Raw genomic sequence first — 25,882 nt, forward strand, 5'->3', positions numbered from 1 at the left:
CAGTTACTTCTCGAATTAAAACCTGCTCTTCGTCGGACCAACGGTGGGGCACCCTGTCGTGAATCGCCATCAGGGCCGCGAGCTTCCCTCTCTGATGAGGGGCATGCAAATGGTCGCTGCAATGCCGATATCCTGGAATGTCTTGGCTTCCTCAGGAGCAAGTTCCACGAGATTGTCATTGATGACCAGCGGCAATCCCCGGCTAAGGTTCCAGACGGCCAGCTTCCCAAAAGCCGCGAGACTGTAGTGGCCAACGATAGACGGCGAGCCCGCCGCCGACCAGTCGCCTCTGATCGTGAACCCATCCTCGTCTTCATCCATATCGGCATAGGCACAGTTTGAAATCTGCAGATATTCCCCGACCAGTTTGGTTGTGATTGAAAGGATGCCGTCGGCCTCGCGCCTCCATCCCGTTTCCCGAGCGAGGTCATCAAGGAAGCGTAGCCGCGCTTCTGACTGGCGTAACGCTCGATCGGCCGCGGTCCGCTCGGTGACGTCCACACCCGAAACGAAGATCCCCGTGACATTGCCGGAATTGTCCTTGACGGGCTGGTAGACGAAATCGACGTAGCAATCGGTGATGGGGTCGCCCGGCGCGGCTTGCACCGCATAATGCGCGGCGACGGCAGAGTAGGGTTCGCCGGTACGCCAGATAGTGTCGAGTAGGTCCAGATATCCTTGCTCCACGGCGTCGGGAAGAGCTTCCCTCACTGTTTTGCCGACCACATCGCGAGTACCGACGAGGTTCAAATATGCCGGGTTTGAGAATTGAATGATGTGCTCGGGCCCAGACAGCATCATCATGAAGCCGGGGGCATTGGCAAACATCTGACGGTAGCGTTCGGTCTCCGACAAGAGCCGTTGCCGCCCATCGACTGCTTCCGTCGTCTCGATAACGGTATCGATCATTCCGACTACAACGCCCGTATCGTCACGAATGGGACTGTAGCAGAAGGTGAAATAAGCCGTTTCGGGCTGCCCATTTCGCGTCGTTTGAAGGGGAAAGTCCCTATAGGAAACCGCTTCGCCACTCATCGCCTTGTCGGCAATCGGTTTGAGTTCTTCCCAGTTTTCGCTCCAGCTGACGCGGAGCGGCTTGCCCAGTGCTTCTTCCTTATTCCCCAGCATGGGAAGATAGCCATCATTGTAGACTGCAATGAGGTCGCGTCCCCAGAATAGACACTGTGGAAACGTATTCGAGAGCATCGCATCGACGGTGATCTTAAGAGCGGCGCCCCACTGTTCAATAGGTCCCAGCGGGGTCTCGTTCCAAGCAAACGAACGAATCTGGTCGGCCATTGTGCCTGTCGATGAAGGAAACGAATTCAATGCCGTTGCGCCCCAATTGAAAGTTCAAAAATCAAATAGACAAATCAAAAGCAATTGGAAGCGTTGCGAGCCGTAGCCGCGCCATCAAAATGAGACTGCTCCGTTAAAGGTGGCCGTCGGCGGCGCTCCCTAACCGGCACGATAGGTGCGATGTCTGGTGGCACCGCCACCGGAACGAAGCTAGCACCGCCTGCGATGCGGTTCGTTGGTCGAAGCTTATCCGGTCTGATCCCGAGCGAATCAAGCTTACCACCAGGAGAGGGTGTTTGCGCTACGTGTAGTTCACAAAAGCGTGTATGCGCAATTCGGCAGCTCCCAGGGGCCACGTCTCTTACTGCGCAGTCTAGTGCGCAGGGGATGGCATCCAAGGGTCAAGCCTGCGGGGTAAGTTTCATATGAATGAAGTCGTACACATCCGCGATCTCGTCAAAACACGACGATCGCGGCGCGCCACCGCATGCTTGTCGACGCCAGTACTGGCTCGACGCCCGAGGTTACGTGACCGCCTGGATACCGGGGCCGCGCGCCGCAAGGGTTACAGCGAGGTAGAGATTGTCGGCGAGCATTTCTAAGTCTTTTACCGCGAGCAAGACCGGGCGACGGGCCTCCCGCATGCTCTTCAAGGTCGATGGCGAATACGGCGTCCTTCCCTCCGACGGGATCGATGCCGACGAGGATCTGGAGATCGTGCATGAGTATGTGACAAGGCCCTTTTAGAGCGACGACGCGCGAAGGACCGCGGCAAGGGCAGGCGTGCCTCTAGTCAGTGGACAACTGGGTATTTTCTACATATATTTGGACAAAAGGATAGGCGGATGCTGAACGTAGTCAAGATCGGTGAGTCAGAGCCTGCAATCGGATTTAAATCCGGCTATGGGCTAGACGAGGTGCGCGCAATGCAACGCACTGTGTTGAACATATTTGACAGGTGGGGCGTATCTGACGTGGATGCAGCGACGATTCTGGGCGGAATATCGCCCAAAACCTACAAGCGCTGGAAAGACGAAGATTATGGCCGAGCCAATCGCGATCTCGCCGACAGAATGTCGAATATCTTAGGCATTCACAAAGCGCTCAGGATCATTTTTGCAGAACCACGAACCGGATACGACTGGATGAGTGCGAAGAATTCGGCCTTCGCCGGATTGACTGCGCTCGATGTGATGAGGAGAGGGAGTATGGAGGATATCGTGCGAATTCGCCGTTACCTTGATTCAGTGCGCGGTGGCTGGTGAACGTCATCGTCACAGGGGTCAACTGGCCCCAGACTCATCGTCTGGTCATGTCTCACTACCCACCTATTGATCTCTACGACGATGTTGCGGACCCACGCGACTGGGAGGCACTGGCCCTTGCCCAGGCGAAAACGAACCCCAGGATTTATGAGCAGATCGGCGACCTTTCGTTGGTCCCTCAGGGCCGTCGCGTTTCCGGCGACGGGGCATCCTGGGTCATGGCGGCGTTCACTCACATATCCCCCCATAGGACCTCGCGTTTCAGCGACGGATCCTATGGCGTGTATTACGCGGGAAATAGCCTCGAGACAGCCTTGCGGGAACACACCTATCACATGGCGCGATTTTACGCGGCAAGCGTTGTGGAGCCGGGTTGGATGTCTCAGGTTCGCCAGTTGGTTGGCACGATAAACGCTGATTTGGTGGATCTGCGTGGCGGTGGCCACCAAGATATTCTCAGCCCGGATCTTGAGACCTATCCGGCAGCCAGGGCTTTCGCGAAAAGCATGAGAGACGACGGCGCCAACGGCATTGTTTATCCCAGCCAACGTCACATCGACGGGGAGTGCATCGCCGCTTTTTATCCGGACGTCGTCACTCCGCCCCGTCAGGGCGATCATTTTCGCTACCATTGGAATGGGCGGAATGTTGATTTTGTGCAGAAGATGACCGGTCAACGGACAGTCTATGGTCTCGGTCACGAATAATCGCATGCGCTATCAGGCTCCGCAGGATTTTTGCAAATCTCACGGAATGATTGAGAAAAACGACTTGCGAAACGACGCGGTGGCTCCGACAGGCGTTGAAACGGATCTGTTCATCCAGCATCCTCCAATCCCTGCCGTGACCAAGCCGCTCCAATCGCATCATGTCAAGCACCGAACTCAGACGCCCTTCGCTCTGGCGCAAACGCCATCAGCATTGTTGCGTTTCAGCAGGGTTTGAACCGATGGGGGTGCGGATAAAAAGTTGGACAGCTTTATAAGTTAAGGCCGAGGCTCTTGCGATATTCGACCGGGCTGAGTGATCCCAGCGATATCTTGATCCGCTTCTCATTGTACCAGCGGATATAGGCGTCTACCTCGGCAACGAACTGTTTGATTGTGATGGCCTTCCAATCTCGTGGATAAAATAGTTCCGTTTTCAATCGGCCGAAGAAGCCTTCGCATGCGGCGTTATCTTGTGAGCATCCCTTTCGGGACATTGAGCGAACCAGTTTCGCTTCGCTGATCCGCGTTAGCCAGCCTGGCCAGCGATAATGGGCTCCGCGATCGGAATGGACGATTGGCCGTTCCTCGCCGTCGGTCACGGTCTCAATAGCTGCATCCAGCATAGTATTGACCAGCCGCGCGTCTGGTTGCGTTCCAATCGACCAACTGATGACCATTCCGTCGAAGCAATCGATGATGGGCGAGAGATACACCTTCCCGGCTGGGATCTGGAACTCGGTGATGTCTGTCAGCCATTTCTCGTTCGGCGCTTTCGCATGGAAGTCGCGATTGATCAGGTTCTCGGGTGCCGGACTTATTTCTCCCAAGTACGATCCGAAACGCCGTCGGCGCGGTCTGGCCACGACCAAGTGCTCCTGCTTCATCAAGCGCTGGACAACCTTTTCCGAGATGATCACGCTCTTCCTGGCCAGTGACGCCTGTAGTCTGCGGTAGCCGTAACAACGACGGTTCGCTTCAAAGATTTCCGCAAGGCTGTGCCGGACGGCGGCATACTTGTCTGCCAGACACATGCGCGTGCGATGATAAAAGTAGGAGCTTCGCGCAATTTGCAGCTGGGCGAGCAGTTCTGGCAAGCGATAGGTATCTTTAAGGGCGTCAACCAGCTGTGTTTTTTCCCGATTACTCAGGATCTGCAGATCGACGCCCAGTTCTTTTTTAGGAGTTCATTGGCCTTCTTCAGGAGGTCATGCTCGAGTTGCAACTGGCGAACATCACGTTGGAGGGCTTCAAGCTGGCGCTCGAGTTCCTCGCGTTCCGGCGCCTGCGGGGTGGTTTTGCGGCGTTTCATGGAGGAAGGAGCCTCATGACCGAGTAGCTGGTCTTTCCAGTTGTACAACGTCGGCCTGCGCTTTCATCTCCACTACATAGTCCGATGACACCAGCTGGCTTCACCGCTGCGGGATAGGCAGGGCGCCACGATCGACCGACCATCGATGTTCGCGTCTCCGGAAAGGCCTCACGTACCCATGCGGTCAGAGTTCCTCGACCAGGATAGCCGAGCGCCCTCATCGTCGCAGAGATGCAACGATCATGGGTGCGGTAATGCTCAAGTGCCGCCTGCTTCTGACTCTCGGAAAACTTTGGCGCTCGAGCTACCGGCTGAATACGCAGGTCGAGATGCTGTACGTACTCGCGGTACCAACCCCTCAGCGCATTCTTTGTGGGATAACCCAACTGCCGAATGGTCCCGTTAAGTCGCTTGCCAAGCCTGATATAAAGCTCAACGGCTCGAAGTCTGTCTGCGTAGGAATACATGAACTACCTCCTGGTGGTCCAAGTTTTCGTCCGCACCCCCGATTTTTCATTTCGCGTTGGCCCACCAGAGCCGATGTAGTGAATTGTCTGCAAACGACTTTATTCGGCCTGAGCGGATCGCGGCGAAATGAAAAAATGGCTTAAACTGACAGGGAAATTCGCAGGGTGGGGAAGAACCACTACTAGGATAAAGCTGCCTCGATGCCGGATCCAAACGACAAAACCTGCTCGTCGGCAAAGCGTTTTCCGATAATCTGAAGCCCCACAGGCAGGCCGTTTGTGGCAATCCCCGCAGGCAGGGATAGGGCAGGGAGCTGAGGCAGCATATTGAAGTGACAAGTCATGTCGAGGCCCGCGAAGCGTCCGTTCGGCAATGTCACGATATAGTCGTCGTCGCATTCGCTTAAGGGCGGCGCAGTGATCGCGCATGTGGGACACAAAAACGCGTCATAGCTTTCGAAGATCTTCGCCATGTCCCGCCACATAGCGGTGCGCAGCTGTTCCACCCGCTTATAATCTGTCGCGTTGGCGGCCAGCCCGCGCTCGATCATCGAGACCACGACTGGATCCATGTGGTGTTCATGGCCTGCCAGCCGGTTTCCAAAAACGACGACATGAATACGCACCAGACATCGAACCACTGGTCGTTGACGGCACGTGTCCAGTGCATCGGCACCTCGTCGACCACCGCGCCAAAGTCACGCATTGTTGCGATGGTCTCGGATATGACAGCCTCGACTTCCGGTTGGACCTGATAATATCCAAGGTCCATCGAAAAGGCGAAACGCTTGCCTTCCAAGCGTCCTTCGAGAGCTTTCTCCTTGGAAAAGGTCAAGGGAAGCGACATGATGTCCTCGTCGCTTGGGCCACTGGCAATATCCACGAAGGCGATGGCATCACCGATGGTCCTGGCGAGCGGACCGAAATGGGAGATATTGTCAAAGACACTCGGCAGGATCGTCATGGGAATGCGCCCAAGACTTGGTTTCAGCCCGACTACACCGCAGAAGGCGGCCGGGATGCGCACGGAGCCGCCCATGTCGGTGCCTTCGGCAAAGGGCACCACCCCCGTTGCGACCGCCACGGCCGAACCGCCGGAGGAGCCGCCCGGTGTTCTCTCCGGATCCCAAGGATTGCGCGTTGCGCCCCAACGCGGACTCCTGGTGAAACTTGCATACGCGAATTCCGGCGTCGTCGTCTTACCAATAAGTATTGCCCCGGCCTCTTGAAGCCTGCGAACGCAGAGCGCTGTTTCTTGCGGTACCCAATCGCCCGACGTCCAAGAACCCAGCGTCGTTAGGTCGCCTTTGGTGGGTGTCAGGTCCTTGGCCGCAAAGGGCACGCCATGCAGCGGGCCAACCGACTTGCCCTCAGACATTGCCCGATCCGCAGTGCGTGCCGAGGCGATTGCCTGTTCCTCGCTGATGACGGCAAAGGCATTCAGCGTGCTGTTTACCGTTTTTGCGCGATGGATAGATTCGGTAACAATTGCCTCGGCACTGAACTGGCCTGAGCGAATACCGCGGGCGATGTCGATGGTCGGCAGGTCCAGCGGGTGATCGGCAAAAAGGGCGTTGCGGGGCGAGGTCATGAGATCAGTTTCCGTTCACTCTAGCGTGTTGCATTTTTCGGGCAAAGCGTGCTTGCTGCCGGGGGCGACGTCATGTCAGGTTTCAGGATTACCCGGAAAGGTTTTTGTTTTCGATGAGTTCCGCTGCCGTATCGACCATCCGGGCGCCGTCGTTTGACGTCTGGAACGCTAGCCTCGGCGCTGCGGCAGGCGCCATCGGCTCGCCCGCGTTTCCCGATGCCTTGGCGGTTGCGCTGCGCCTTCTGTCTCCGTTCCAAATGATGAACGGTTTTCTCTATTCTCCTGATGGCAACGCGTTCGACCTCTACAACGAGAAGATTGTTGCCAAGCGTTCGATCATCGTCGATCGCTATCTTGCCGGGGCATTCGTGCTCGACCCGTTCTATGATGCAGTGCGCGTCCATGATCGCCAGCGAATGATCGTCATGCGCGATCTTGCGCCGGACGATTTTGCCCAGACCGAATATTTCCGGCTTCACTATGCGACAACAGAGATCATCGACGAAATCGGATTCGTGCTGGCGCTGGAGAACGACTTCGTTGGCGTCGTGTCCCTGTCGAGAACCGGTATAGCGCCATTGTTTTCGGGCAAGGACTTGGAACAGCTGAGAGCCGCAGCACCAGTCATCTGTGCACTCAGCGAACGGCACTGGTTTCACGTCCCAACCATCTCTCTCGACAGCAAGGCTGTATCGCAGGCCTCGAGGATCGAACATCCGCTGCTCACCAAACGCGAACTGGAGATCGTCACGCTGATCTTGAAGGGACATTCTACCCTCTCGCTCGCCGCGGTTCTGTCCCTGTCTCCGAATACGGTCAAGGTGCATCGTCGGCAGGTCTACGCAAAGCTCAACATTTCTAGTCAGGCGGAACTGTTCCGCCTGTTTATGTCCTAAGGCGCGGCCTGAGACCGGATCTCGATAAAATGGGCTATTCAGCGAAATCCATTTCCGGCGGAGCCGTCTGGAAGGCGCGGGTGAGATAGGCGAGATAGACGACCCCAATCACCAGCCAGACAAGGCCGAGGATCTTGGCATTGCTGTCGAGGTTCCAGAGCAGGAAGAGATCGCAGACAGTCGCAACCGATGGAATGAGGAGACCGATCAGGGCGCCGAGCGGCTTAACCTCCGCATTGTTTTTCAGATAGAGCGCGATCACTGAGATATTGACGGCGGTGAAAGCCAGAAACGCGCCGAAATTGATGAAAGAGGTCGATGTCGTCACGTCCATGGTCAAAGCCAGCAGGCCGACAATACCGACGAGGGTGAGGTTGAGCATCGGCGTATGCCACTTCGGATGCAGGCTACCGAAGAACGATGACGGCAGTACCTTGTCGCGTCCCATGGCGAAGAGCAGGCGACCGACGCTGGCCTGGGCGGCGAGACCGGAGGTGAACTGCGCAACGACCAGAGTGGCAAGGAAGACAGTGACGAACAGATCGCCGCCGATCGTCTGGGCAATTTCGGAGGCAGCGGCATCGGCAGCAACAAATTCAAAACCTGGATGGGCAAGCTGCGTGACATAGGCCGAGGCAATGAAGATCAGGCCGCCGGCAAGTGCGGTGATCAGGATCGCCCTTGGCATGGTGCGCCTAGCATCCCTGGTTTCTTCAGTCAGCGTCGATACTGCGTCAAAACCGAGGAACGAGTACGCGGCAATGGCAGCCCCGGCGACCGAGGCTGAGAACGGCACGTCTGCCGTGAAGAAAGGCTTGATGGAGGCGAGGCCGCCGGCGCCGTTCAGTGCGACGACATATCGTGCAGCCAGGAAGACGAAGGCTGTCAGAACCGCAAGCTGCACCAGCATCAGGATGAAGTTGATGCGGTTGGCAAAGGCGATGCCGACGACGTTGACGACCGTGGTCACGGCGATGAAGCCAATGATCCAGGCCCAGGCGGGAATGGCCGGGAAAGCGGATGTCAAATAGGCCGCGCCGATCAGCCAGATCACCATCGGCAGGAAGAAGTAATCGAGCAAAACTGCCCAGCCGACAAGGAAGCCGACGCTCGGGTTGATCGATCTGCGGGCATAGGTGTAGGCCGATCCGGCCACCGGATAGACACGCGCCATGACGCCATAGCTGATGGCCGTCAGGAGGATCGCTCCGGCGGCCACGAGATAAGCCATCGCCGTTGTACCCTGGCTTGCTGTTGCAAGCGCGCCGAATGTGCCAAAGACGATCATAGGCGTCATGTAGGCCAGGCCGAAGAGCACGACGGACCAGAGTCCGAGCGTACGGTCAAGTTTCACAGTGTTGTTCATGTTCCGCCTCCGCGAAGAGTTATTGTTGATCTTCTTGGAAACTGCACGGTGCATGTATTCAGCTGTTCCCGCGCAGGTCTCCGCCCGTCATTTTTAAGATGCCGGAGCGGATGGTGGCCGGATATAACCCGAAGGTGTTATTGCTGCGGTTGCCCCATGGGGTCAGAAACCCTGGTGCTGTCGGCGGTGTGAGTTTGCTTGGAGCCTTTCGTGAGCGGATATCCTACGTTGCCGGGGGCATCATTTTCCTAGCGCCGGGAACGAGCAAGGTCTGTTTAACTCCGCCGACACTGGAAAGCGCATCGTCCGAATGGAGTGCGAGGCCTCTTGTAATAAATGCGCACTGGTGTTCGAAAAGCCGACCGTGCAATCGCTCTTGAAAGAAAGCACAAGTGAAGATCGGGATCCGCTTGGGCATTTCTGTATGCTCCAGCCCCGATGATTGGAGGTCGAATGGTTAGATGAAACGTAGCATGGGCGCATAGCTGACGAATGTGGCTGCCGGAGCTGGTGGATGCGGACCGACAATGCTTGGATGAAACCGTCGGATTAGGTGACTGGGGGAGCGAAGGCGCTGGAACTTCGTCTAATCAACACGGGCTCGAGCATCCATTCCTTCTGCGGCGACAGTCGCCCAAGCACAGCCTCGAGTGTGATGCGTGCGATTTCCGCTATCGGCTGGCGGATTGTCGTCAGTCTTGGAAATACGAGAGATGCCAGGGGAATGTCGTCGAAGCCGATGATCGAAAGGTCCTCCGGTACGCGGATTCCCAAATCCGCGGCAGCGCGCATAAGGCCGATGGCTTGCTGGTCACTCGCCGTGGCGATGGCCGTGGGACGCGTGCCAGGCGCCGATTGCAGAAGGGTCCTGCCAAGCGTTTCGCCTGATAGGTAGTCGAAATTGCCTTCAACGATCCGTGATTCGACGACCATGCCGGAATGTTGTCTTCGAAACTCGGTGATCCCGCTGATAAAGCCAGAGCGCCGCGCGCGTGACACTTCCGTCGAGCTCGGGCCGCTGATGTAGCCGAGATTTCGATGCCCGAGCGACAGAAGGTGATCGGCCGCCATATAACCACCGCGGGCATTGTCTACGGATACCAGAGCATGCCCCTGCAGTGGCCGGTCGACCGTCACCGTGCGTGTTCCAGCGACGATCGTGTTGACGGCACTGTCGCTGACCGGGACCAGAATGAGACCAAATGGAAGGCGGCTGAGCATCGCCTCGACCTGCATTTGTTCTGCTTTGGGGTCGTCGTGTGTGTTTGCGAGAAGAACGGAATATCCCTCTGCCGATGCCAGCATTTCGACCTGTTTGGCGAGTTCTGCGAAAAAGGGATTGGTAATGTCTGGGATCAACAGACCGATAAGATACGTTCTGTTGAGCCTCAAATTCCGACCCAGCGAACTGGGCCTATAGCCTAGCTGCTCAATGACACCTTCGACTTTTAGCCGGATCGCGTCATTGACCGTGCTGTTTTTTGCAAGAACCCGCGACACGGTCCCGACTGAAACGCCAGCATGCTGGGCTACGTCTTTGATTGTAATGGCCAACAGATGCTCCCTTCAAAGGCAGTTGAGCATAAACCAGACAACTCGACGGCAGAGTAGTGCGCCAAAGAAAAATTGCCAAATGAAACGTTTCATATTGACAGATTTACTCTGTCTGTGTTTTTTGGCGAAGAAGCGAGTGCGTCGCCTTTGGCGATGAAACGTTTCACCGATGGCTGGAGGGCCGCGGTTTTCACAAGGAGGATCTTACATGAAGCTTTTCAAACTGGCGTCTATTGCGGTACTTATGGTCTCGGTTTCGCTTCCAGCCATGGCGGTTGCTGCCGACAAGCCCGTCGTCGGCCTCGTTATGAAGTCGCTTGCCAACGACTTCTTCAAAAACATGCTCGAAGGTGCTGAAGCGCACGCCAAGAAGCGTGGTGACTACGAGCTCAAGGCCATCGGCATGCAGAACGAAACCGATTTCGAAAGCCAGCTGAATGGCGTGGAGAATTTCATCACGCAGGGCGTTGATGCCATTGTCATCGCGCCAGCCGATTCCCGCGCCATGGTCGCCCCGTTGAAGAAGGCGATGGACGCGGGGATTACAGTGGTCAATTTTGACGTTTCGCTCGACGAGCAGGCGAAGAAGGATGCGGGCATCGATCTCGCCTTTGTCGGTCCGGACAATCGCGGCGGCGCCAAGATGGTCGGCGAAGCACTGGCAAAGGCGCTCGGCGAGGGCGGAAAAGTCGTTATCCTCGAGGGGAACCCCGGTGCTGACAATGCCGCACAGCGCAAGCTCGGTTTTGAGGATGCGATTGCCGCAGGCAAGCTTGATCTGCTCGATTCCCGGACCGCGCATTGGGAAACGGAAGAAGCCAATTCCGTCTTTTCGACAATGCTCACCGCGCATCCCGACATCCAGGGCGTGATGGCTGCCAACGATTCGATGGCTATCGGCGTTATCAAGGCGCTGGACGCTGCCGGTCGCTCAGACATCAAGGTTGTTGGCTTCGACAATGTGTCGGCTGTCGCGCCGTTCCTGAAGGACGGCAAGCTGCTGGCAACAGTTGACCAGTTCGGTTCGCAAATGGCAGCCGATGCCATCGACAAGGCACTCGAGGTCGTCGCCGGTGGACCGAAGCTCGAAGGCTGGATCAAGACCGACATCGAACTCGTCACAAAAGACAATGTGAAGTAGCCCCCGACAACTCGCGCCGCGCCGAACTCCTTCGGTGCGGCTCTCTTCCAAGGGGCTCCCATGATTTATCCGGATTCCGATGCAGCACGCCGGTTGGCAGCAGAGGCGACGCGTGCTCCAATTCTCGATCTCCAAAACGTCCGCAAGCGCTTCGGTGGCACGGTCGCGCTGAATGGCGTGACATTGTCCGTTGCGCCCGGCGAGGTGCACGGGCTTATCGGCGAGAACGGTGCTGGCAAGTCGACCCTGATCAAGATTCTCTGCGGCATCGTCAAGCCTGATTCCGGCGCAATCAGGCTGTCGGGGAAGCCTATGAGCCGCAGACGCCGCGCGATGCGAAGGCGCGCGGGCTTCAGGTCGTGCACCAGGAATTCAACCTGCTTCCTTTCTCTCCGTCGCCGAGAACATCTTCATCGAGCACCTGCCGCGCAATTTGTTTGGCGTGGTCAAGCGTGACGATATGAATGTCCGTGCGCGCAACGCGCTCGATGCCATCGGCCTGAAGGATATTGACGTTCGCTGGCCGGTCGAACGCCTCGGCATCGCGCACCGCCAGCTGGTCGAGGTTGCTCGTGCGCTGATGACCGACAGCCGTGTTCTGATTCTCGACGAGCCGACGGCGACGCTGACATCCCGCGAAACCGATCGGCTTTTCACCATCATTGATGATCTGCGCAGCCGCGGCGTCTCGGTGGTCTTCGTCTCGCATCATCTGGACGAGATCTTCCGCATCTGCGATCGCGTCACGGTTCTGCGCAACGGCGAGACGGTCTTTTCCCGCCCGATTGGTGAAACGAGCCATGACGAACTCGTGCGCGGCATGGTCGGCCAGCAGCTGCAGAAGGAAATGGCAAGCGAAGCCAGATCCAGCGCCACGAAGGAAACGGTACTCTCGCTCGTCAATTTCCGCCATGCCCAATCGCCCCACGCGGATGGCATATCGCTGGATCTGCACAAGGGGAAATTCTCGGAATTGCCGGCCTTGTTGGTTCGGGCCGGACGGAACTGCTCCGTGCGATTTTTGCAGCCGAACAGCCGCTTTCGGGCACCCTCCTGAGAGACGGCAAACCCGCCGCGTTCCGTTCGCCCCGCGAGGCGATCCAGGCCGGGATCGGCTTCGTGACCGAAGACCGTAAGGAAGAAGGTCTGATCCTGACAATGCCGATTGCGGCAAACGTCACGCTTGCGTCGTTGTCGAGCGTCTCGAGGCTCGGACTGCTTGATCGCAAGTTGGAAAATGCCATGACGCAACAGCTCGGCGCTGATCTCAAGCTCAAATATGGCGGTCCGTCGAGACATGCGGCCACGCTTTCCGGCGGCAACCAGCAAAAGGTGGTTCTCGCCAAGTGGCTGGCCCGCAACCCGCGGATCCTGTTGCTCGACGAGCCGACCCGCGGTGTCGATGTCGGGGCCAAAGCCGAGATCTATGCGCTGATCCGCAGGCTCGCCGAAAAGGGGCTGGCCTTGCTGGTCGTCTCTTCCGAATTGCCGGAGCTGATGACGCTGTGCGACCGGATCATGGTGATGTCGCAGAACCGCATCGTCGGCGAACTGCCGCGGGCGGATTTTTCAGAAGAGAAGATTTTGACCTATGCCTATCAAGGCGAACGAAGACAGACGGGGCACTGACGATGCAAGCAATCGATAAGACAACGCCGAACGCGCCCACCGAAGCGCCCGCACCGCGCATATCGATGAAGCTGGTTTTACGGGATGCCGGCATAGGCATCGCACTGCTGTTGCTGATCGTGTTTTTCTCAGTCAGCACCGAACATTTCCTGACACCGAACAACATCTCCAACATCCTGACCCAGATCACGATCAACCTCATCCTTGCAATCGGAATGACGTTCGTCATCCTGATCGGCGGCATTGATCTGTCGGTTGGATCGATGCTGGCCTTCTGTGCGGTCGTGGCCGGTACGGTACTGACCATTCCGGACCTTTCCTTGTTCCAGGCCGTTGGTCTTGCAACGCTTGCAGCCATTGGCACGGGCGTCGTCTGCGGCTTCCTCAACGGCTGGATCAGCGCCTTCTGGGGCCTGCCATCATTCATCGTCACCCTCGGCATGCTCAACATCGCACGCGGAGCGGCTTTGCAGGTAACCGATGCACGCACGATCTATTCGTTCCCGCCGAGCTTCAACGCCTTTGGTTCGCAGATGGTGTTTGGCGTGCCCGTTGTATTTCTGATCGCGCTTGCGCTCGTTGCAGTCGCCTGGTTCGTCTTGTCCAAGACAGTCTTCGGCCGCCTGCTCTACGGCATCGGCAACAACGAGGAGGCGGTTCGGCTGGCCGGCCATTCACTGATGTTCTACAAGGTGGCGGCCTTCACGATCGCCGGCGCGCTGGTCGGAATTGCGGCCATGGTCTACATGGCGCGACTGAATATCGCGAGCCCGATCATCGGCATCGGCTTCGAGCTCAATGCGATCGCCGCCGTCATCATCGGCGGCACCAGTCTTAGCGGCGGTCGCGGCACGGTGATCGGGACGCTGCTCGGCGCCTGCATCATCGGTGTCCTGGCAAACGGCCTCATTCTCTTCGGACTGAGCGACTTCATGCGCCAGATGATCACCGGCGTCGTCATCATCCTGGCTGTCATCATCGACAAGTACCGCGAAAGGATCACGGCCGCCTGACCTGATCGATCGATCCGCTGCTGCTACATGTTGAACAAGGAAATTTCATGCTGAAGAATCTCGACCCGGCGCTGAACGCCGATGTGCTGCACGCGCTGCGTTCCATGGGCCATGGCGATACGCTTGTGGTATCCGATACCAACTTCCCGTCCGATTCCATTGCCCGCCAGACCGTGCTCGGCAAGCTGCTGCGCATCGACAATGTCTCGACCGCCCGGGCCATCAAAGCAATCCTTTCGGTAATGCCCCTCGACACGCCGCTGCAGCCGTCCGCGGGGCGCATGGAAATCATGGGCGCTCCGGATGAAATTCCGGTCGTCCAGAGCGAAGTTCAGGCAGAGATCGATGCGGCTGAGGGCAAGCCGGCGCCGATGTACGGCATCGAGCGGTTCAAATTCTACGAGGAAGCCAAGAAAGCCTATTGCGTGATCACGACAGGAGAAAACCGCTTCTACGGCTGCTTCATCTTCACCAAGGGCGTCATTCCGCCGGAAACAGTTTGAAAGCGGGGAGATCGTCATGAAGGCAGGCGTTTCGATCCTCGGGATCTTTGTAGCCGACACGGCCTACCTGGCCAAGCGAATGCCCAATGTTGGTGAAACCATTACCGGCACCGGCTTCTCGGTAGGCCCAGGTGGCAAAGGCTCGAACCAGGCCGTCGCCGCGGCCCGCGCCGGTGCGGAGGTCTCGTTTATTTCCAAAATCGGCCGGGACACGTTCGGCGACATGGCGCTGAAGACCTATGCGGAAGCCGGCGTCCGGCCGAAGGTCGTGCAGATGGATGATATGCCCACAGGTGCCGCCTTCATCTACGTCAACGACGAGAACGGCGAAAATGCGATCATCGTCTATCCCGGTGCGGCCGGTACCATCGATATCGCCGATGTAGAGGCGGCGCGCGAAACGATCGAGCAGTCGCTGGTGTTCGTGACCCAGCTCGAGCAGCCGGCAAAGGCAGCGCAACGGGCGCTCGAAATTGCGCACGCGGCTGGCGTCACCACTATTTTCAATCCGGCACCGGCAGAAAGCTTTCCCGAAGCGATCTATCCGCTCTGCGACTACATCGTGCCGAACGAGACGGAAGCCGCGGCCATCGTCGGCTTTGTGCTCGACACACTGGACGATGCACGACGCGCCGGCGATGCGCTGCTTGCGAAGGGTGTGCGTACAGCGCTGATCACGCTTGGCGGACGTGGCGTTCTCTATCACACGGCGGACCAATCCGTTCATGTGCCCGCTATTTCTTCTGGCACCGTGATCGACACGACGGGGGCCGGCGATGCCTTTGTCGGTGGCTTTGCCGCAGCACTTTCGCGGGGTTTTGAGCCGGTGGACGCGGTGCGCTTCGGCTGCGCAACCGCCGGAATCGCAGTCACCCGGCGCGGCACAGCGCCAGCAATGCCGCGCCTTGAGGAAATCGAGCAATTGCGCGGACGATAAAGTGCGCAGCTCTGTGATGGCTGGAGCTTTCAAAAGCGCTGCATGCCTGGCCGAGATGTGATCGCAGGGCATTTGACGACGCTTTGCTGTGTCCCTCCAATATGGGAAGTTAACATTCCTGGCGAATTGGGTGTGCAGAGCCGCTCTGTTGCATCAGCTTCATTTATGGTCGATCTTATCTTCGAAACCCGAGCGCGACTGCCCTTTATCTCCCGGAACTGCCGCTAGAGGAGGGCGAGATAAGACCTCTCCATGGTCTTTCAATGCCCAGTTCCATTCGTGACGCGTCGCCCGACGCGTGGGAACGTCGGATTATTCTCAATCGCGCGTTCGGCGTGAAAGGGGGCGAGTTGAATAGCCTGGACCTTGATGAACTGACATTTTTGCTGGAGTCAGGAGCAAGGTGATGGGTCCTGTTCTCCAAAAATTCCCTACGTTCCTACGCCGCGCCGTTTGAGAGTTTGCACCTTGGGGCTGGAAGATGAGTTGCGCGATGCAGCGGAAAGCGGTGAATTGTTTTTGCTCTACCAGCCAATCGTCGAAGCGGCGTCGGGCAAGCCGAGGGGTTACGAAGCGCTTCTACGTTGCCGCCATCCTACATACGGCGCTCTATTGCCAACCGTGTTCCTTGAAGCGGCCGAGGAAAGCGGCAGTATTGTGGAAGTCGGGACCGGCATCGCCTTTTTGATCGTCTCATACCACCGCACCACAGTGCAGCTTGAACAGGGTAGAGATCGGCAAAACCCAGCCGTCGATCGACAAAAGCTTGGCATGTGAATTCCAGCTGGGCAAAATATCGGGCGCAAAATCGAAACAAAACTCGGAATTTTGCGAATCTGTCAGGCGGCGGCTTTGAGCAACCAAGCGTCGTGATGCGTGAGAAATACCTTGAGCCTATCGCCATAGTCGACGGAAACGGCTTCGCCCACGCTCTGGCGGGCAGCAAGGGCGTTACGCCATGCTGTCACGCAGGGCAATTCGTCAAATACGCCGGCCGGTGCGATGGTGTCGAACACGTCGAAATACCGAAAGATTGGCGCAAAGACCGCGTCGACCAAGCTGAACGTCTCGCCGGAGAAGAATGGACCATTGCCCAGCTCTGCCTCGACACGGCCGAACTTGTCGATCAGGGCTTTGCGCTTGGTTTCATAGGTTCCGGCATCCTTGGCCGTCTCGAAGCCCCATAAGTCCGAGAGGATGGAGGAACCGAACTCGATCCATCCCCGATGCCGCGCCCGCGTCAGTGGATCGGCAGGATGGAGAGCAGCCCCGGGCTGCGTTTCTTCAAGGTATTCGCAGATGACCGCGCTCTCGAACAACACGGCCTCCGTGCCATCATACTGTTTGACGATCAGCAGGGGCACCTTGCCGAGCGGAGAAATGGCGAGGAACCAATCCGGCTTTGCGGCCAGATCAACATAGCGGCGCTCGAACGTCACGCCCTTTTCGGAAAGGGCGATCGCGGCCCGCTGGACGTAAGGGCAAAGATGATGGCTGATGAGGGTTAGCTTTGTGTCGGACATGATGAAATCTCCTTGGCAGATCAGTGAAGGGTGGGGGAGGGGCGGAGCGCATAGCGACCCTCACCAAACAGGAATTGAGCGAGCGACAGGACGATGAGGTAGAGTGGATATTCCCAACCGCCGTTCGGCGCGTTGAACACCCACCCGTTGCCGCCATGCGCCCAGATGATCGCACCCACAAGCGCCGGGATCAGCGCCACGGCCACCCAACGGGCATAAATGCCGAGAACCAGCATCGCGCCGCCCATGGCTTCAGCGGCAAAGGTCACATAGGCAAGCCACCCGGGGAGCCCGATAGACTCGAAGTAGCCCGCCGTACCGGCAAGGCCAAAGGTGAGCAGTTTGGGCACAATGGATGGGCAAGATACATCAGGCCGAGGCTGACGCGCAGCAGCGTCACCCCGTATTCCGCTAGTCGCTCATGGGTCATAATAAAAGAACTCCGATTATAGATGCACTTGCATCTATAAGGAGGCTTGCCTTGTCGGTCAATATAGATGTAACTGCATTTATGCTGAATTGTTCAGAAGCCGAAGCCGCGCAACCCTCCCTGTCTGTAATACGGGCATGGGTCCGACTCATGCGTGCCCAGCAGCTCGTGCTCGGCGCGATAGAACAGGATCTGAAGGCGGCCGATCTTCCGCCACTTGGCTGGTATGACGTGCTGCTAGAGCTGTCGCGGGTTGAAGGAGGCCGCTTACGGCCTTACGAGATCGAGGAACGCACGCTATTGGCACAGCACAACCTTTCTCGACTGCTCGACCGGATGGAAAAGGCCGGGCTCGTTCAGCGTGAAGTTTTTTCCGAGGACGGCCGGGGCCGGTGGGTCGTTATCACCGAGAACGGCCGGGCCATGCAGGCGCGCATTTGGAATGTCTATGCAGCGGCGATCCAACGGCATTTAGGCAACAAGCTGAACAACGGGCAGGCTGATCAACTGGCTGAGCTGTTGGCCGTGTTGTCGCAGAAATCCTACAGACCGTGTCAAAAGTCTGCGGATATCTGATTATGTCAATCGGATTACGACTGTGGGGGATTTCGATGATTCCGCGCTCATCAGCTGGACGAGCCTGTTGTGGGCATTCTGCTGTATCGTTTTCTGCATGATGTGCATTTCGGCTTGTCGAGGGCCTCACACGCCCTGATAGCTTGCGATCAAGCGGGAACGCCGAGAGGGTGATGGCCCTGCGACTGTTGTAGGCGAGCGCCGTTAGACCGAATTTGCCACGGACGTTTTCCAGCCGCCGCCTCGGAAAGCACCTTGCTACTTCCATTGTTCGGTCGTGCCGAACGGATGCGCAGGTTTCACTCGATGAGTATGAGAAAACTTTCGGCGTAGCGCCAACATAACAGGGTTGGCTCCGCTTACACGCAGCCCATGAAGTTTGCGAGAAGGAATATTGATGGCCTGACAGTCAATCGGCGTTCAGAAAGCCCAGGGGTGGAAATGGTTCATTGAAACCGTGTTGGTTATCGTGGCTCTGGACGTGCGGATATCCATCTTGGCTACGGCGTGACCGTAAGACCGAATACATTGAAGCAGACTGCACAGGGAATCTAAAGAACTACTTGCAAACAGGGCGGGCCATACGTTCCACGCGGAACTGAGCCGGCGCAAATCTAGCTGAAACTCAACACCCGGTACGGTCGAAACAGGCCTGACCCGGCCCCGCTATTAAAGGGCCGATTGACAGCATACGGGAGCCGCGCCCAATCTTGGGGTTTGCAGCTAACCGGCCTTTTTCGTGGGAGGCCGCGCATCGGTGAGCCGGCGAGCCAGGATGTTGTTTCGGCCTTTGGCCTTGGCGTCGTAGAGCGAGGCGTCGGCGTCGGCCAGCAGCGCGCTCGGGTCTCCTCGTAGGATACGCCCTATTGCGGAAGATATGCCGACACTCGCCGTGACCCTTGCGAACTCGCTGCTGGAGTGAACGATGTTCTCCTGGCTTAGGTTAAAGACAAATTGCTCAGCAACGGCGGCGGCGCCCTCTTCATCGGTTTCCGGAAGCAGAACCACGAATTCCTCGCCGCCATACCGAGCGACGATATCCGCCGGCCGTTTTACCGATTGGATGAGGCATTTGCTGACTAGCCGCAAGCATTGATCACCTGCTGGGTGCCCGTAAGCATCGTTATACGCCTTGAACCTATCAATATCGATCATCAGTAGACTGATCGGAGTGTTATTCCTGACGCTGCGCGCCGCCTCGCGCTCAAAGGCCTCGTCGAAGGCCCGGCGATTGGCGATACCGGTCAGTCCATCGGTCTCGGCCAGAGTCTTCAGTTGCTCCGCGGACAGTCGAAGGGCGATTTCGGCCTGTTTCGTCGCGGTAATATCGGAGACAACCACCATTGCGGATCCATCTTCTGCCAGTCTTGTTTTCAGGCTGCGCCAGTCTCCGTTCTGCAGTTGGATCTCCTCATCTTTGTTGCGATGTAAGCTGGCGCTCGCGGCCTCGATCCAGTCTTCTCCCACGTCGCACGGGAGATCAACCCGTTCCCTTGTTTCGATGATACGGCGAAGGATATCTCGTATATTTGCACCGATCACTCGGACGTCCGCCGAGAGCGGGAATGCGTTGCGGTACTGCTCGTTGCAAAAGAGAAGAAAACCCTGGGTATCAAACATCGCGAAGCCGTCGGACATTCCGGCCATGGCATATGTCAGCAAGTTCTTGCTTTCCCGCAGTTCCCGTTCGAGAGCCGTGCGTTCGGTGATATCTCGGGTTACACCCGCAAGGCCAATTATCCGTCCCTCTGTATTTCGCACTGGGACCTTTGACGCCAGAAAATATCTGTCCCCCATTTGCTCAACAGAATCGATTAGCGGCGTGCCGGTGCGCATAAGCTCCTGTTCGTGATAATATAATTCTTCGGCTCGATGTGGCGTCATCGTATCGAAATCCGACAAGCCGACCATGTGGTCCACTGTGCTGCACCGATGAAGACGTGCCATGTTCTCGTTGACTGTAACGAACCGGCTGTCGCGGTCTTTCACGTAGAGGTAGTCCGGCGACTGCGAGAATGCCGTCACCAATATGCTCCGCTCCAGCTCAGAATGCTGCGTCTTCAGAATGATGAGACCACAGACCGCGGTTGCCACACAGTTCAGTGCCGCCATACGCAGGCCCATCACCGGCAGAGCCGGAAGCGTTAACATCGCAACGATGAGGGCGACGCCAACAGCCCCGGTCATCAGAACGATGTCCTGAAACGTCGGCGACCTCTTTCTGGTAAGAAAATTGGTCGCCATGCCGATGCCGGCAACCAGTGCAATCAGAATAGCTCCGTCGAAAGCGGCCGCTCCGCCAGCCGCCAGGCGGAAAAGAACGGCCGCCGATGCCGCTGTGATCGCCGCCGCCGGTCCTCCGAAGAGACCCGCGATTACGACGGGTACGTAGCGTAGATCCACATAAACTCCGGGGCTGAACTCCACCGCGAGCAATATCGAACCGATCGCTGTGCCACCAGCCGTCACTCCGAACAGGATTTTTTCATATCCGGCCAACATCCGCCGGAACCAAATCGATACATGGGCCCAAAGCGAAATTGCCAAGCCAACAAATGCAAGATTGCCTGCGAACTGCTCCCATGTGCCATTCATCGCGTTTCGCCGGTTCTCCAATATGTTAAAAGAGAACTTTAACGACATCTGGTTTTATTTTTGTTAATATGGGAGCTTTCATAATTTCTTGGAATTAGTCGCCCCTTATTATAGTGACGCGAAGGCATTCGTTGCTAAAGCCTGGCAGTACGAGTTGCTGAGCGCAAGCAACGGTGCGAAAATTCGTCGGGTAATACCTGTGAACCTCGTCGCGGACGACGTCGAACCCGTCTCTAAGAATCGATAAGGAGATATACGAGCGGAACAAAGCTCTTGAATACGGTTCATTCGGCAGGATGCGGCGCAATTTAGTAGCTTGTCTAGTCACGTCACATGCCATGAAGTGTCTTCAATTAACGTGTTGCTGAGCATCGACGCAGTTATGTCGCCAGTTTCCAATGTCTTTATTGAGCGACCTCCGGAATACCGCACACGGCGAACCCTCTGTAAATCCAAAGCTCTCAGGACAGGGCAAGCGCCACCACCGGGTCAGGTCGCCTCATAAGGCGGCTTCTTTACGTCGGGACCACGGCTCAAGCTACGGCCTTGCCACCGGTAACGCCGATGTATGTCCAACCTAGTGAAGGGTGCCGTTGATGACCATTTTCGAGACGAAGGCTGACAGCAAATTTGTGTCAAAATGTCCTGGTGAATTCATCATCATATTGATCGCCTCTGCCTGCGACCATGCTCGCTTATAGGGCCTCACTGTTGTTAGCGCCTCATACACATCGCAGATTGCTGCAAGGCGCGCGACATACGGAATTTCCGTTCCTTGAATCCCACGGGGATAGCCCGAGCCGTCAAACTTTTCATGATGATAGAGGCAGATATCGAGCACCTGCTGTGGTGGATTGTTCAAACGGGAGACGAGCTCGAATCCCCGCTGGGGATGATGCCGCACGACGTTCATCTCGTCAGCAGTCAGCTTGCCAGACTTCGTCAGTATTGCGGTCGGAAGAACCATTTTTCCCAGATCGTGGACCAGGCCCCCGATCCCGAGCAAATGCACGTCATCTTCGGCATGCCCCAGGCTACGACCGAACGCAATCATCAAGGCGCTGACTGCAAGAGAATGCAGAAACGTCGTTTCGTCTCTTTCCTTCAACTTCGCGACCGCGATGAGCGCGCCGGCGTTGTCCATCGCAGAGACCATGATCTTTTCGACAGCTGTGGTCGCCGCCCGAGCGGCGAAAGCACCTTTAATCCTTGCCTCCAATAAGATCTCTCGAATGTGAGGTTTCGTGTCTGCAATGCACCGCTTGGCTCTTTCGATGTCACGCGCAGTGGCCTTCTCCAACAGGTGTGCGTCAAATTCGCGTCTATTAAATGGCCGGGGCGACTGAACCTGTCCGACATCCACGCCCTTCTGAACATCGATGACAACTGTCATGACGTTGCTGTTCATCATCCGGGCGACCTCATGCGATGAGGAGATCATGAACGGGCCTACACGAGGGGTGGGCTGAGACCCGGCGGTCTCCACCTCCTCTACGAACATTCCCACCTGCAACTGATGGATCCGGATCCTCTTACGCATAACATATCGCCCGAAGTGAATTCAGCCCTCTTCTACTTCTAGGATAGGTAGTTTTAACAAAGGTTAACAGCATACCAGACAACGCAGAATTTCGCTCGCCAAGTTGGATGCTGAAGTTGATTTGGGGCCAGGCCGACAAACAGGGCTTCGAACTGGGCGAGGGTCAGTGTCATCGGGCCATCCTTGATGCCGGACTATGTAAAGGCGTGATCGGCCAGCAGGCGATCGCCGAAGCCGCAACTCGTCTCACGAAGCGTTTTGTCGAACTCAAGAGCGAGGAGCAACCCGATGTTCAGACGCTCCACCGTGCGCGACCGCCTGGTCGCAGCTTTTGTCCCGCACACGGGCCAAAACGGGTGGCGACCTGCTGCTCTTCGGTAAGGCGGTCGAGAGCTTGCTCGTCGAAGACGTGGTTTCGGCCGGCATCGGCCGGATCCCGGAAGACCGCAACAGTGAAGGCGGGCGAAATGGCGATCCGGGAAACGTCATCCTGGAGAGACTTGGCGCTTTTTCGCGCGGTGGGATGGTGGATAGCAAGGCCGTCATCGCCTTCACCTAGAAGATCATCAACCAGTTCGATGCCCGCGGCGGAACGCCTGTGAGCCGCGTCCGCCTGCTGTCCGGGGGCAATGCAGAAGCTGACACTCGGGCGCAACCTGATCGATCGACCCCACATCCTGCTTGCAGCGCAACCGGCACGCGGGCTGGACGAGGGTGCCGTTGCCGCGGTGCACGAGCGCATTTTGGAAGCGAGGCGGCAGGGAACGGCCGTGCTGCTCATTTCGGAAGATCTGGACGAGGTCATTGCGCTCGCCGATCGGATCCAGGCGATTGTCGACGGCAGGATTTCTCCTCCCATTGGCGCCGAGGAGGCTTCGGCACGCAAGCTTGGACTGATGATGGCAGGCGAGGGGATGAATGAGGTGCCGCATGCGGTTTGAACGGCGTGAAAATCGCCCGGTGGTCCTCGTCATCGCAACCCCGCTGATCGCGATTGCGTCGGCGCTTACGATCGAAGGGGTCCTAATCGCCATTGCCGGCGCGCCGGTCCTTGAAGCCTACTGGCGCATCCTGCAGGGGCCTTCGGCTCGCGGCTGTCGGCAACCGAAACGCTCACCCGCGCCACGCCACTGATCCTCACCGGCCTTGCCGCCGCCGTGGCCTTCCGCGCCAGGCTCTGGAACATCGGCGGGGAGGGGCAGTTTTATCTCGGTGCCATCACAGTGGCATGGGCGAGTTCGCAGCTCTTTGGCGACTTGCCATCCTTCGTTCAGATCCCTCTGCTGCGCGTGTTCGGCGCCGTCGCCGGGATGACCCTGCTCCGTCTGCCGCTCTGGATGCGATTGCGTTTCTCGGTCGACGAGGTGGTGACGATCTTGCCGCTCAATTTCATCGCCATTCTCATTGTCTCGATACTGATGGACACGGTGCTCGAGGACCCGTTGGCCTTCGGCCGGTCGCGTCTTCACCTCGGGCTGGTGATCGCCGTGCTCCTGGCGCTTGTGCTTGCTTTTGTGCAGTCGCGCACGGTGTAAAGCATTTGGTCGCGTGCGGTCGGTCTCAATCCTCAGGGTGCCGCCTTCGCCGGCGTGCCGCTGGGCCGCACCCTCGTCATCGTCGCCTGCATCTCCGGCGGCCTTGCCTGTCTTGCCGGTGCGGTCGAGGGCATGGGCATCCAGGGCTATGTGACGACTGAACTGTCTCCCGGCTACGGGTATTCGGGTATCGTGGTTGCGATGCATCTCAATCCGTTCGGCGTGGTGCTGGCCGGATTGTTCAGCGCCACGATGTTCGTAGGCGCCGATGGCGTGAGCCGCAGCCTCGGCATTCCAAGCTGCATCGCCGACGTGATCGTGGCTTTGTCCCTCTTGACCATCCTGATCGCCGTGTTTTCCACTCTGTACAGGATCCGCCGACGAGGCTGCAATGCAGATCGCGTCGCGCTGCCGGCTGCCGATGTGATCGAGGCCCTACGCCTCAAGCCGACGCGGCTCATCGCCGTCAAGGGTGGCAAGGTATCTCGCGCACCGCACCCCGTATCGGCGAAATCTTCCTGAACGGTAGACCAAGCAGTATTGATCCCGGCCTAGACTACCTGCCGGAACCTTATTGAGCGGGCAGTCTAACCGGTGCAAGATTGGGTATAAAAGTCGAATATCACAATCAATCGAAGGGCGGAGGGCAAGTTGGAATTGGTTCAAGGCGAAGATAATGTTGGACTGACGACCCAAGTCCTTTGATTTGGAGAGACGCTAATACTACAGGATGCCACTTAAACCCACTTCGGTGAGCGACCGCCGTTTGCAGCGGCAGTATCAGGACGAGGGTCCGGCCATCCTTCGACCGTGCTGATCGAAGTAATGCACGTGGCCGTCCCTCGGTGACATCCTCAACTGGTCGCCCGGCTTCAGCGCTGGCGTCCCAACCAATCGAAGGGTCAGATCACCGACTTCTGAATCCAGGTAAGCAATCGCTTCGTTGCCAAGTTTCTCCACAACTCTCACCACAGCGCTCCATTTGCCGGCGTCGCAGACCTCCAGATGCTCCGGCCGTATTCCGATCGTCGCCACGCCCATCGCCTGCGTGTCGGCGGTCTTGATCAGGTTCATTTTGGGCGACCCGATGAAGGTTGCGACGAACTCGGTTTCCGGCTTCTCATAAAGTGACAACGGATCCCCGATCTGTTCGATGCGGCCCGCATTCATGACGACGATCTGGTCCGCCAGCGTCATCGCCTCGACCTGGTCATGCGTCACGTAGATCATTGTCGCTTTCAGTCTCTGATGAAGTTCGGCTAGTTCGACCCGCATTTGCCCGCGCAAGGCGGCATCGAGGTTCGACAAGGGCTCGTCGAACAGAAATACCTTCGGATCGCGGACGATCGACCTGCCAATAGCAACGCGCTGCCGCTGCCCTCCTGATAGGGCCGACGGCTTACGATCGAGCAATTTCTCGAGTTTCAGAACGCCGGCGGCATAGGCAACCTTCTTCTCCCGTTCCTCCTTCGGCACCTTTGCGATACGCATGCCGAAGTCGATATTCTGGCCGACCGTCATATGCGGGAACAGTGCATAGGACTGAAACACCATCGAGATCCCTCGCTTCGACGGCTCCTCATATGTCACGTCGGTCCCTCCGATCGCAATGGAGCCCCGTGTCGGCTGCTCAAGTCCCGCGATCATTCTCAAGAGAGTGGATTTTCCACATCCAGATGGTCCGACGAGAACCGTAAACGAGCCATCTGGCACATTCAGGTTGAGGTCCGGGATAATCTCAAGCGCACCGAACGTCTTGTTCAGCGAACGAATTGCCACGTCAGTCATGCCGATATCCTCCGATTGGCAAAGTTTCCGTATCGACTATCAGCCTTTGAATCTGCAGTCAGGCTGCCCCTTTCAAAGCGGTGGCCTGGGCACGCCTCGCTCAGAATCGAACCAGAGACCCGCAATTCGAACGGGATCTCAGCAGAGTCTTGATGCGATCTCACCCTGAGCATCAGACAACGAAGTCATCTCAGTACGGATCCGTCCGATACTAG

Annotated in this window: 20 protein-coding genes and 5 pseudogenes; 14 read left to right on the forward strand and 11 right to left on the reverse strand. The window is 57.5% G+C overall.

The genetic code is table 11. The features are described from left to right. Window positions 1-69: 69 nt before the first annotated feature. Window positions 70-1,299 (reverse strand): PAS domain-containing protein, encoded by a 1,230-nt coding sequence (locus tag P6U16_RS21690; protein ID WP_277704446.1) that lies wholly within the window; start codon window positions 1,297-1,299, stop codon window positions 70-72. Between the two features lie 845 nt (window positions 1,300-2,144). On the opposite strand from P6U16_RS21690, the gene P6U16_RS21695 reads away from it, so the two are divergent. From P6U16_RS21695 to P6U16_RS21705, 3 genes are read left to right on the forward strand one after another with little or no spacing between them, the layout of a single operon-like run. After that, complete coding sequence (locus P6U16_RS21695) at window positions 2,145-2,564, forward strand: MbcA/ParS/Xre antitoxin family protein (protein ID WP_277704447.1); 420 nt, start codon at window positions 2,145-2,147, stop codon at window positions 2,562-2,564. Then, entirely contained in the window at window positions 2,561-3,271 is a 711-nt protein-coding gene (locus P6U16_RS21700; RefSeq protein WP_349017726.1) for an RES family NAD+ phosphorylase, read from the forward strand. The genes P6U16_RS21695 and P6U16_RS21700 overlap by 4 nt, the downstream gene beginning before the upstream one ends. Before the next feature lie 4 nt (window positions 3,272-3,275). Then, the gene (locus tag P6U16_RS21705) at window positions 3,276-3,509 is read left to right on the forward strand and encodes a hypothetical protein (protein WP_277704448.1); all 234 of its coding nucleotides are present in this window, start codon (window positions 3,276-3,278) and stop codon (window positions 3,507-3,509) included. 34 nt (window positions 3,510-3,543) lie between these two features. Here P6U16_RS21705 and P6U16_RS21710 read toward each other — a convergent pair. The 3 genes and pseudogenes from P6U16_RS21710 to P6U16_RS21720 form a co-directional block, all read right to left on the reverse strand. Continuing rightward, window positions 3,544-5,050, reverse strand: a pseudogene (locus tag P6U16_RS21710) (IS3 family transposase). A 182-nt stretch (window positions 5,051-5,232) separates the two neighbouring features. Further along, the gene (locus tag P6U16_RS21715) at window positions 5,233-5,601 is read right to left on the reverse strand and encodes an amidase family protein (RefSeq protein WP_277704850.1); all 369 of its coding nucleotides are present in this window, start codon (window positions 5,599-5,601) and stop codon (window positions 5,233-5,235) included. Further along, a complete protein-coding gene (locus P6U16_RS21720; protein ID WP_277704449.1) occupies window positions 5,598-6,641 on the reverse strand; it encodes an amidase in 1,044 nt (347 codons plus the stop codon). Before P6U16_RS21720 ends, P6U16_RS21715 begins: the two co-directional genes overlap by 4 nt. A 113-nt stretch (window positions 6,642-6,754) precedes the next feature. Here P6U16_RS21720 and P6U16_RS21725 point away from each other — a divergent pair, with 113 nt between their 5' ends. After that, the gene (locus tag P6U16_RS21725) at window positions 6,755-7,537 is read left to right on the forward strand and encodes a helix-turn-helix transcriptional regulator (protein ID WP_277704450.1); all 783 of its coding nucleotides are present in this window, start codon (window positions 6,755-6,757) and stop codon (window positions 7,535-7,537) included. A 34-nt stretch (window positions 7,538-7,571) separates the two neighbouring features. On the opposite strand, the gene P6U16_RS21730 is transcribed toward P6U16_RS21725, so the two are convergent. Further along, window positions 7,572-8,903, reverse strand: coding sequence for an APC family permease (locus tag P6U16_RS21730; protein WP_277704451.1), 1,332 nt, complete (start codon window positions 8,901-8,903; stop codon window positions 7,572-7,574). A gap of 549 nt (window positions 8,904-9,452) precedes the next feature. Further along, entirely contained in the window at window positions 9,453-10,457 is a 1,005-nt protein-coding gene (locus tag P6U16_RS21735) for a LacI family DNA-binding transcriptional regulator (protein WP_277704452.1), read from the reverse strand. Between the two features lie 208 nt (window positions 10,458-10,665). Here P6U16_RS21735 and P6U16_RS21740 point away from each other — a divergent pair, with 208 nt between their 5' ends. The 6 genes and pseudogenes from P6U16_RS21740 to P6U16_RS21765 all read left to right on the forward strand — a co-directional run bounded on the left by P6U16_RS21740 (window position 10,666) and on the right by P6U16_RS21765 (window position 16,457). Then, complete coding sequence (locus P6U16_RS21740) at window positions 10,666-11,598, forward strand: sugar ABC transporter substrate-binding protein (RefSeq protein ID WP_277704453.1); 933 nt, start codon at window positions 10,666-10,668, stop codon at window positions 11,596-11,598. A 60-nt stretch (window positions 11,599-11,658) separates the two neighbouring features. Beyond that, window positions 11,659-13,227 (forward strand): annotated as a pseudogene (locus tag P6U16_RS21745) (sugar ABC transporter ATP-binding protein). A gap of 2 nt (window positions 13,228-13,229) precedes the next feature. Next, on the forward strand, window positions 13,230-14,240 hold the full coding sequence (locus P6U16_RS21750; RefSeq protein ID WP_277704454.1) for an ABC transporter permease: 1,011 nt from the start codon (window positions 13,230-13,232) through the stop codon (window positions 14,238-14,240). Window positions 14,241-14,287: 47 nt separating this feature from the next. Then, window positions 14,288-14,743 carry an RbsD/FucU family protein gene (locus P6U16_RS21755; protein WP_277704455.1) on the forward strand — a complete coding sequence of 152 codons (456 nt, stop codon included), beginning with the start codon at window positions 14,288-14,290 and terminating at the stop codon, window positions 14,741-14,743. 16 nt (window positions 14,744-14,759) lie between these two features. Continuing rightward, window positions 14,760-15,680, forward strand: coding sequence for a ribokinase (gene rbsK / locus P6U16_RS21760; protein WP_277704456.1), 921 nt, complete (start codon window positions 14,760-14,762; stop codon window positions 15,678-15,680). 468 nt (window positions 15,681-16,148) lie between these two features. Beyond that, window positions 16,149-16,457, forward strand: coding sequence for an EAL domain-containing protein (locus tag P6U16_RS21765; RefSeq protein WP_277704457.1), 309 nt, complete (start codon window positions 16,149-16,151; stop codon window positions 16,455-16,457). A 62-nt stretch (window positions 16,458-16,519) separates the two neighbouring features. Here P6U16_RS21765 and P6U16_RS21770 read toward each other — a convergent pair whose 3' ends face one another. Next, window positions 16,520-17,203: a glutathione S-transferase family protein gene (locus tag P6U16_RS21770; RefSeq protein WP_277704458.1), complete on the reverse strand. Its 684-nt coding sequence runs from the start codon at window positions 17,201-17,203 to the stop codon at window positions 16,520-16,522. A gap of 20 nt (window positions 17,204-17,223) precedes the next feature. Next, window positions 17,224-17,553, reverse strand: a complete 330-nt coding sequence (locus P6U16_RS21775; protein ID WP_349017727.1) for a DoxX family protein — start codon at window positions 17,551-17,553, stop codon at window positions 17,224-17,226. 161 nt (window positions 17,554-17,714) lie between these two features. On the opposite strand from P6U16_RS21775, the gene P6U16_RS21780 reads away from it, so the two are divergent. After that, on the forward strand, window positions 17,715-18,209 hold the full coding sequence (locus P6U16_RS21780; RefSeq protein ID WP_277704851.1) for a MarR family winged helix-turn-helix transcriptional regulator: 495 nt from the start codon (window positions 17,715-17,717) through the stop codon (window positions 18,207-18,209). A gap of 723 nt (window positions 18,210-18,932) precedes the next feature. On the opposite strand, the gene P6U16_RS21785 is transcribed toward P6U16_RS21780, so the two are convergent. Next, entirely contained in the window at window positions 18,933-20,804 is a 1,872-nt protein-coding gene (locus P6U16_RS21785; RefSeq protein ID WP_277704459.1) for a diguanylate cyclase, read from the reverse strand. Between the two features lie 577 nt (window positions 20,805-21,381). Continuing rightward, a complete protein-coding gene (locus P6U16_RS21790) occupies window positions 21,382-22,344 on the reverse strand; it encodes an HD-GYP domain-containing protein (RefSeq protein WP_277704460.1) in 963 nt (320 codons plus the stop codon). A gap of 328 nt (window positions 22,345-22,672) precedes the next feature. Between P6U16_RS21790 and P6U16_RS21795 the strand changes: the two are divergent. The 3 pseudogenes from P6U16_RS21795 to P6U16_RS21805 form a co-directional block, all read left to right on the forward strand. Beyond that, window positions 22,673-23,285 (forward strand): annotated as a pseudogene (locus P6U16_RS21795) (ABC transporter ATP-binding protein); the annotation flags it as partial. Continuing rightward, window positions 23,275-24,260, forward strand: a pseudogene (locus P6U16_RS21800) (ABC transporter permease); the annotation flags it as partial. The pseudogenes P6U16_RS21795 and P6U16_RS21800, both read left to right, overlap by 11 nt. Before the next feature lie 3 nt (window positions 24,261-24,263). After that, a pseudogene (locus P6U16_RS21805) lies at window positions 24,264-24,457 on the forward strand (cytosine deaminase); the annotation flags it as partial. 202 nt (window positions 24,458-24,659) lie between these two features. Here P6U16_RS21805 and ugpC read toward each other — a convergent pair. Further along, the gene (gene ugpC / locus P6U16_RS21810; RefSeq protein ID WP_277704461.1) at window positions 24,660-25,667 is read right to left on the reverse strand and encodes a sn-glycerol-3-phosphate ABC transporter ATP-binding protein UgpC; all 1,008 of its coding nucleotides are present in this window, start codon (window positions 25,665-25,667) and stop codon (window positions 24,660-24,662) included. Between the last annotated feature and the right edge of the window lie 215 nt (window positions 25,668-25,882).

The sequence above is a fragment of the Rhizobium sp. 32-5/1 genome (assembly GCF_029537235.1).
In the GTDB taxonomy this organism is placed as follows: domain Bacteria; phylum Pseudomonadota; class Alphaproteobacteria; order Rhizobiales; family Rhizobiaceae; genus Pararhizobium.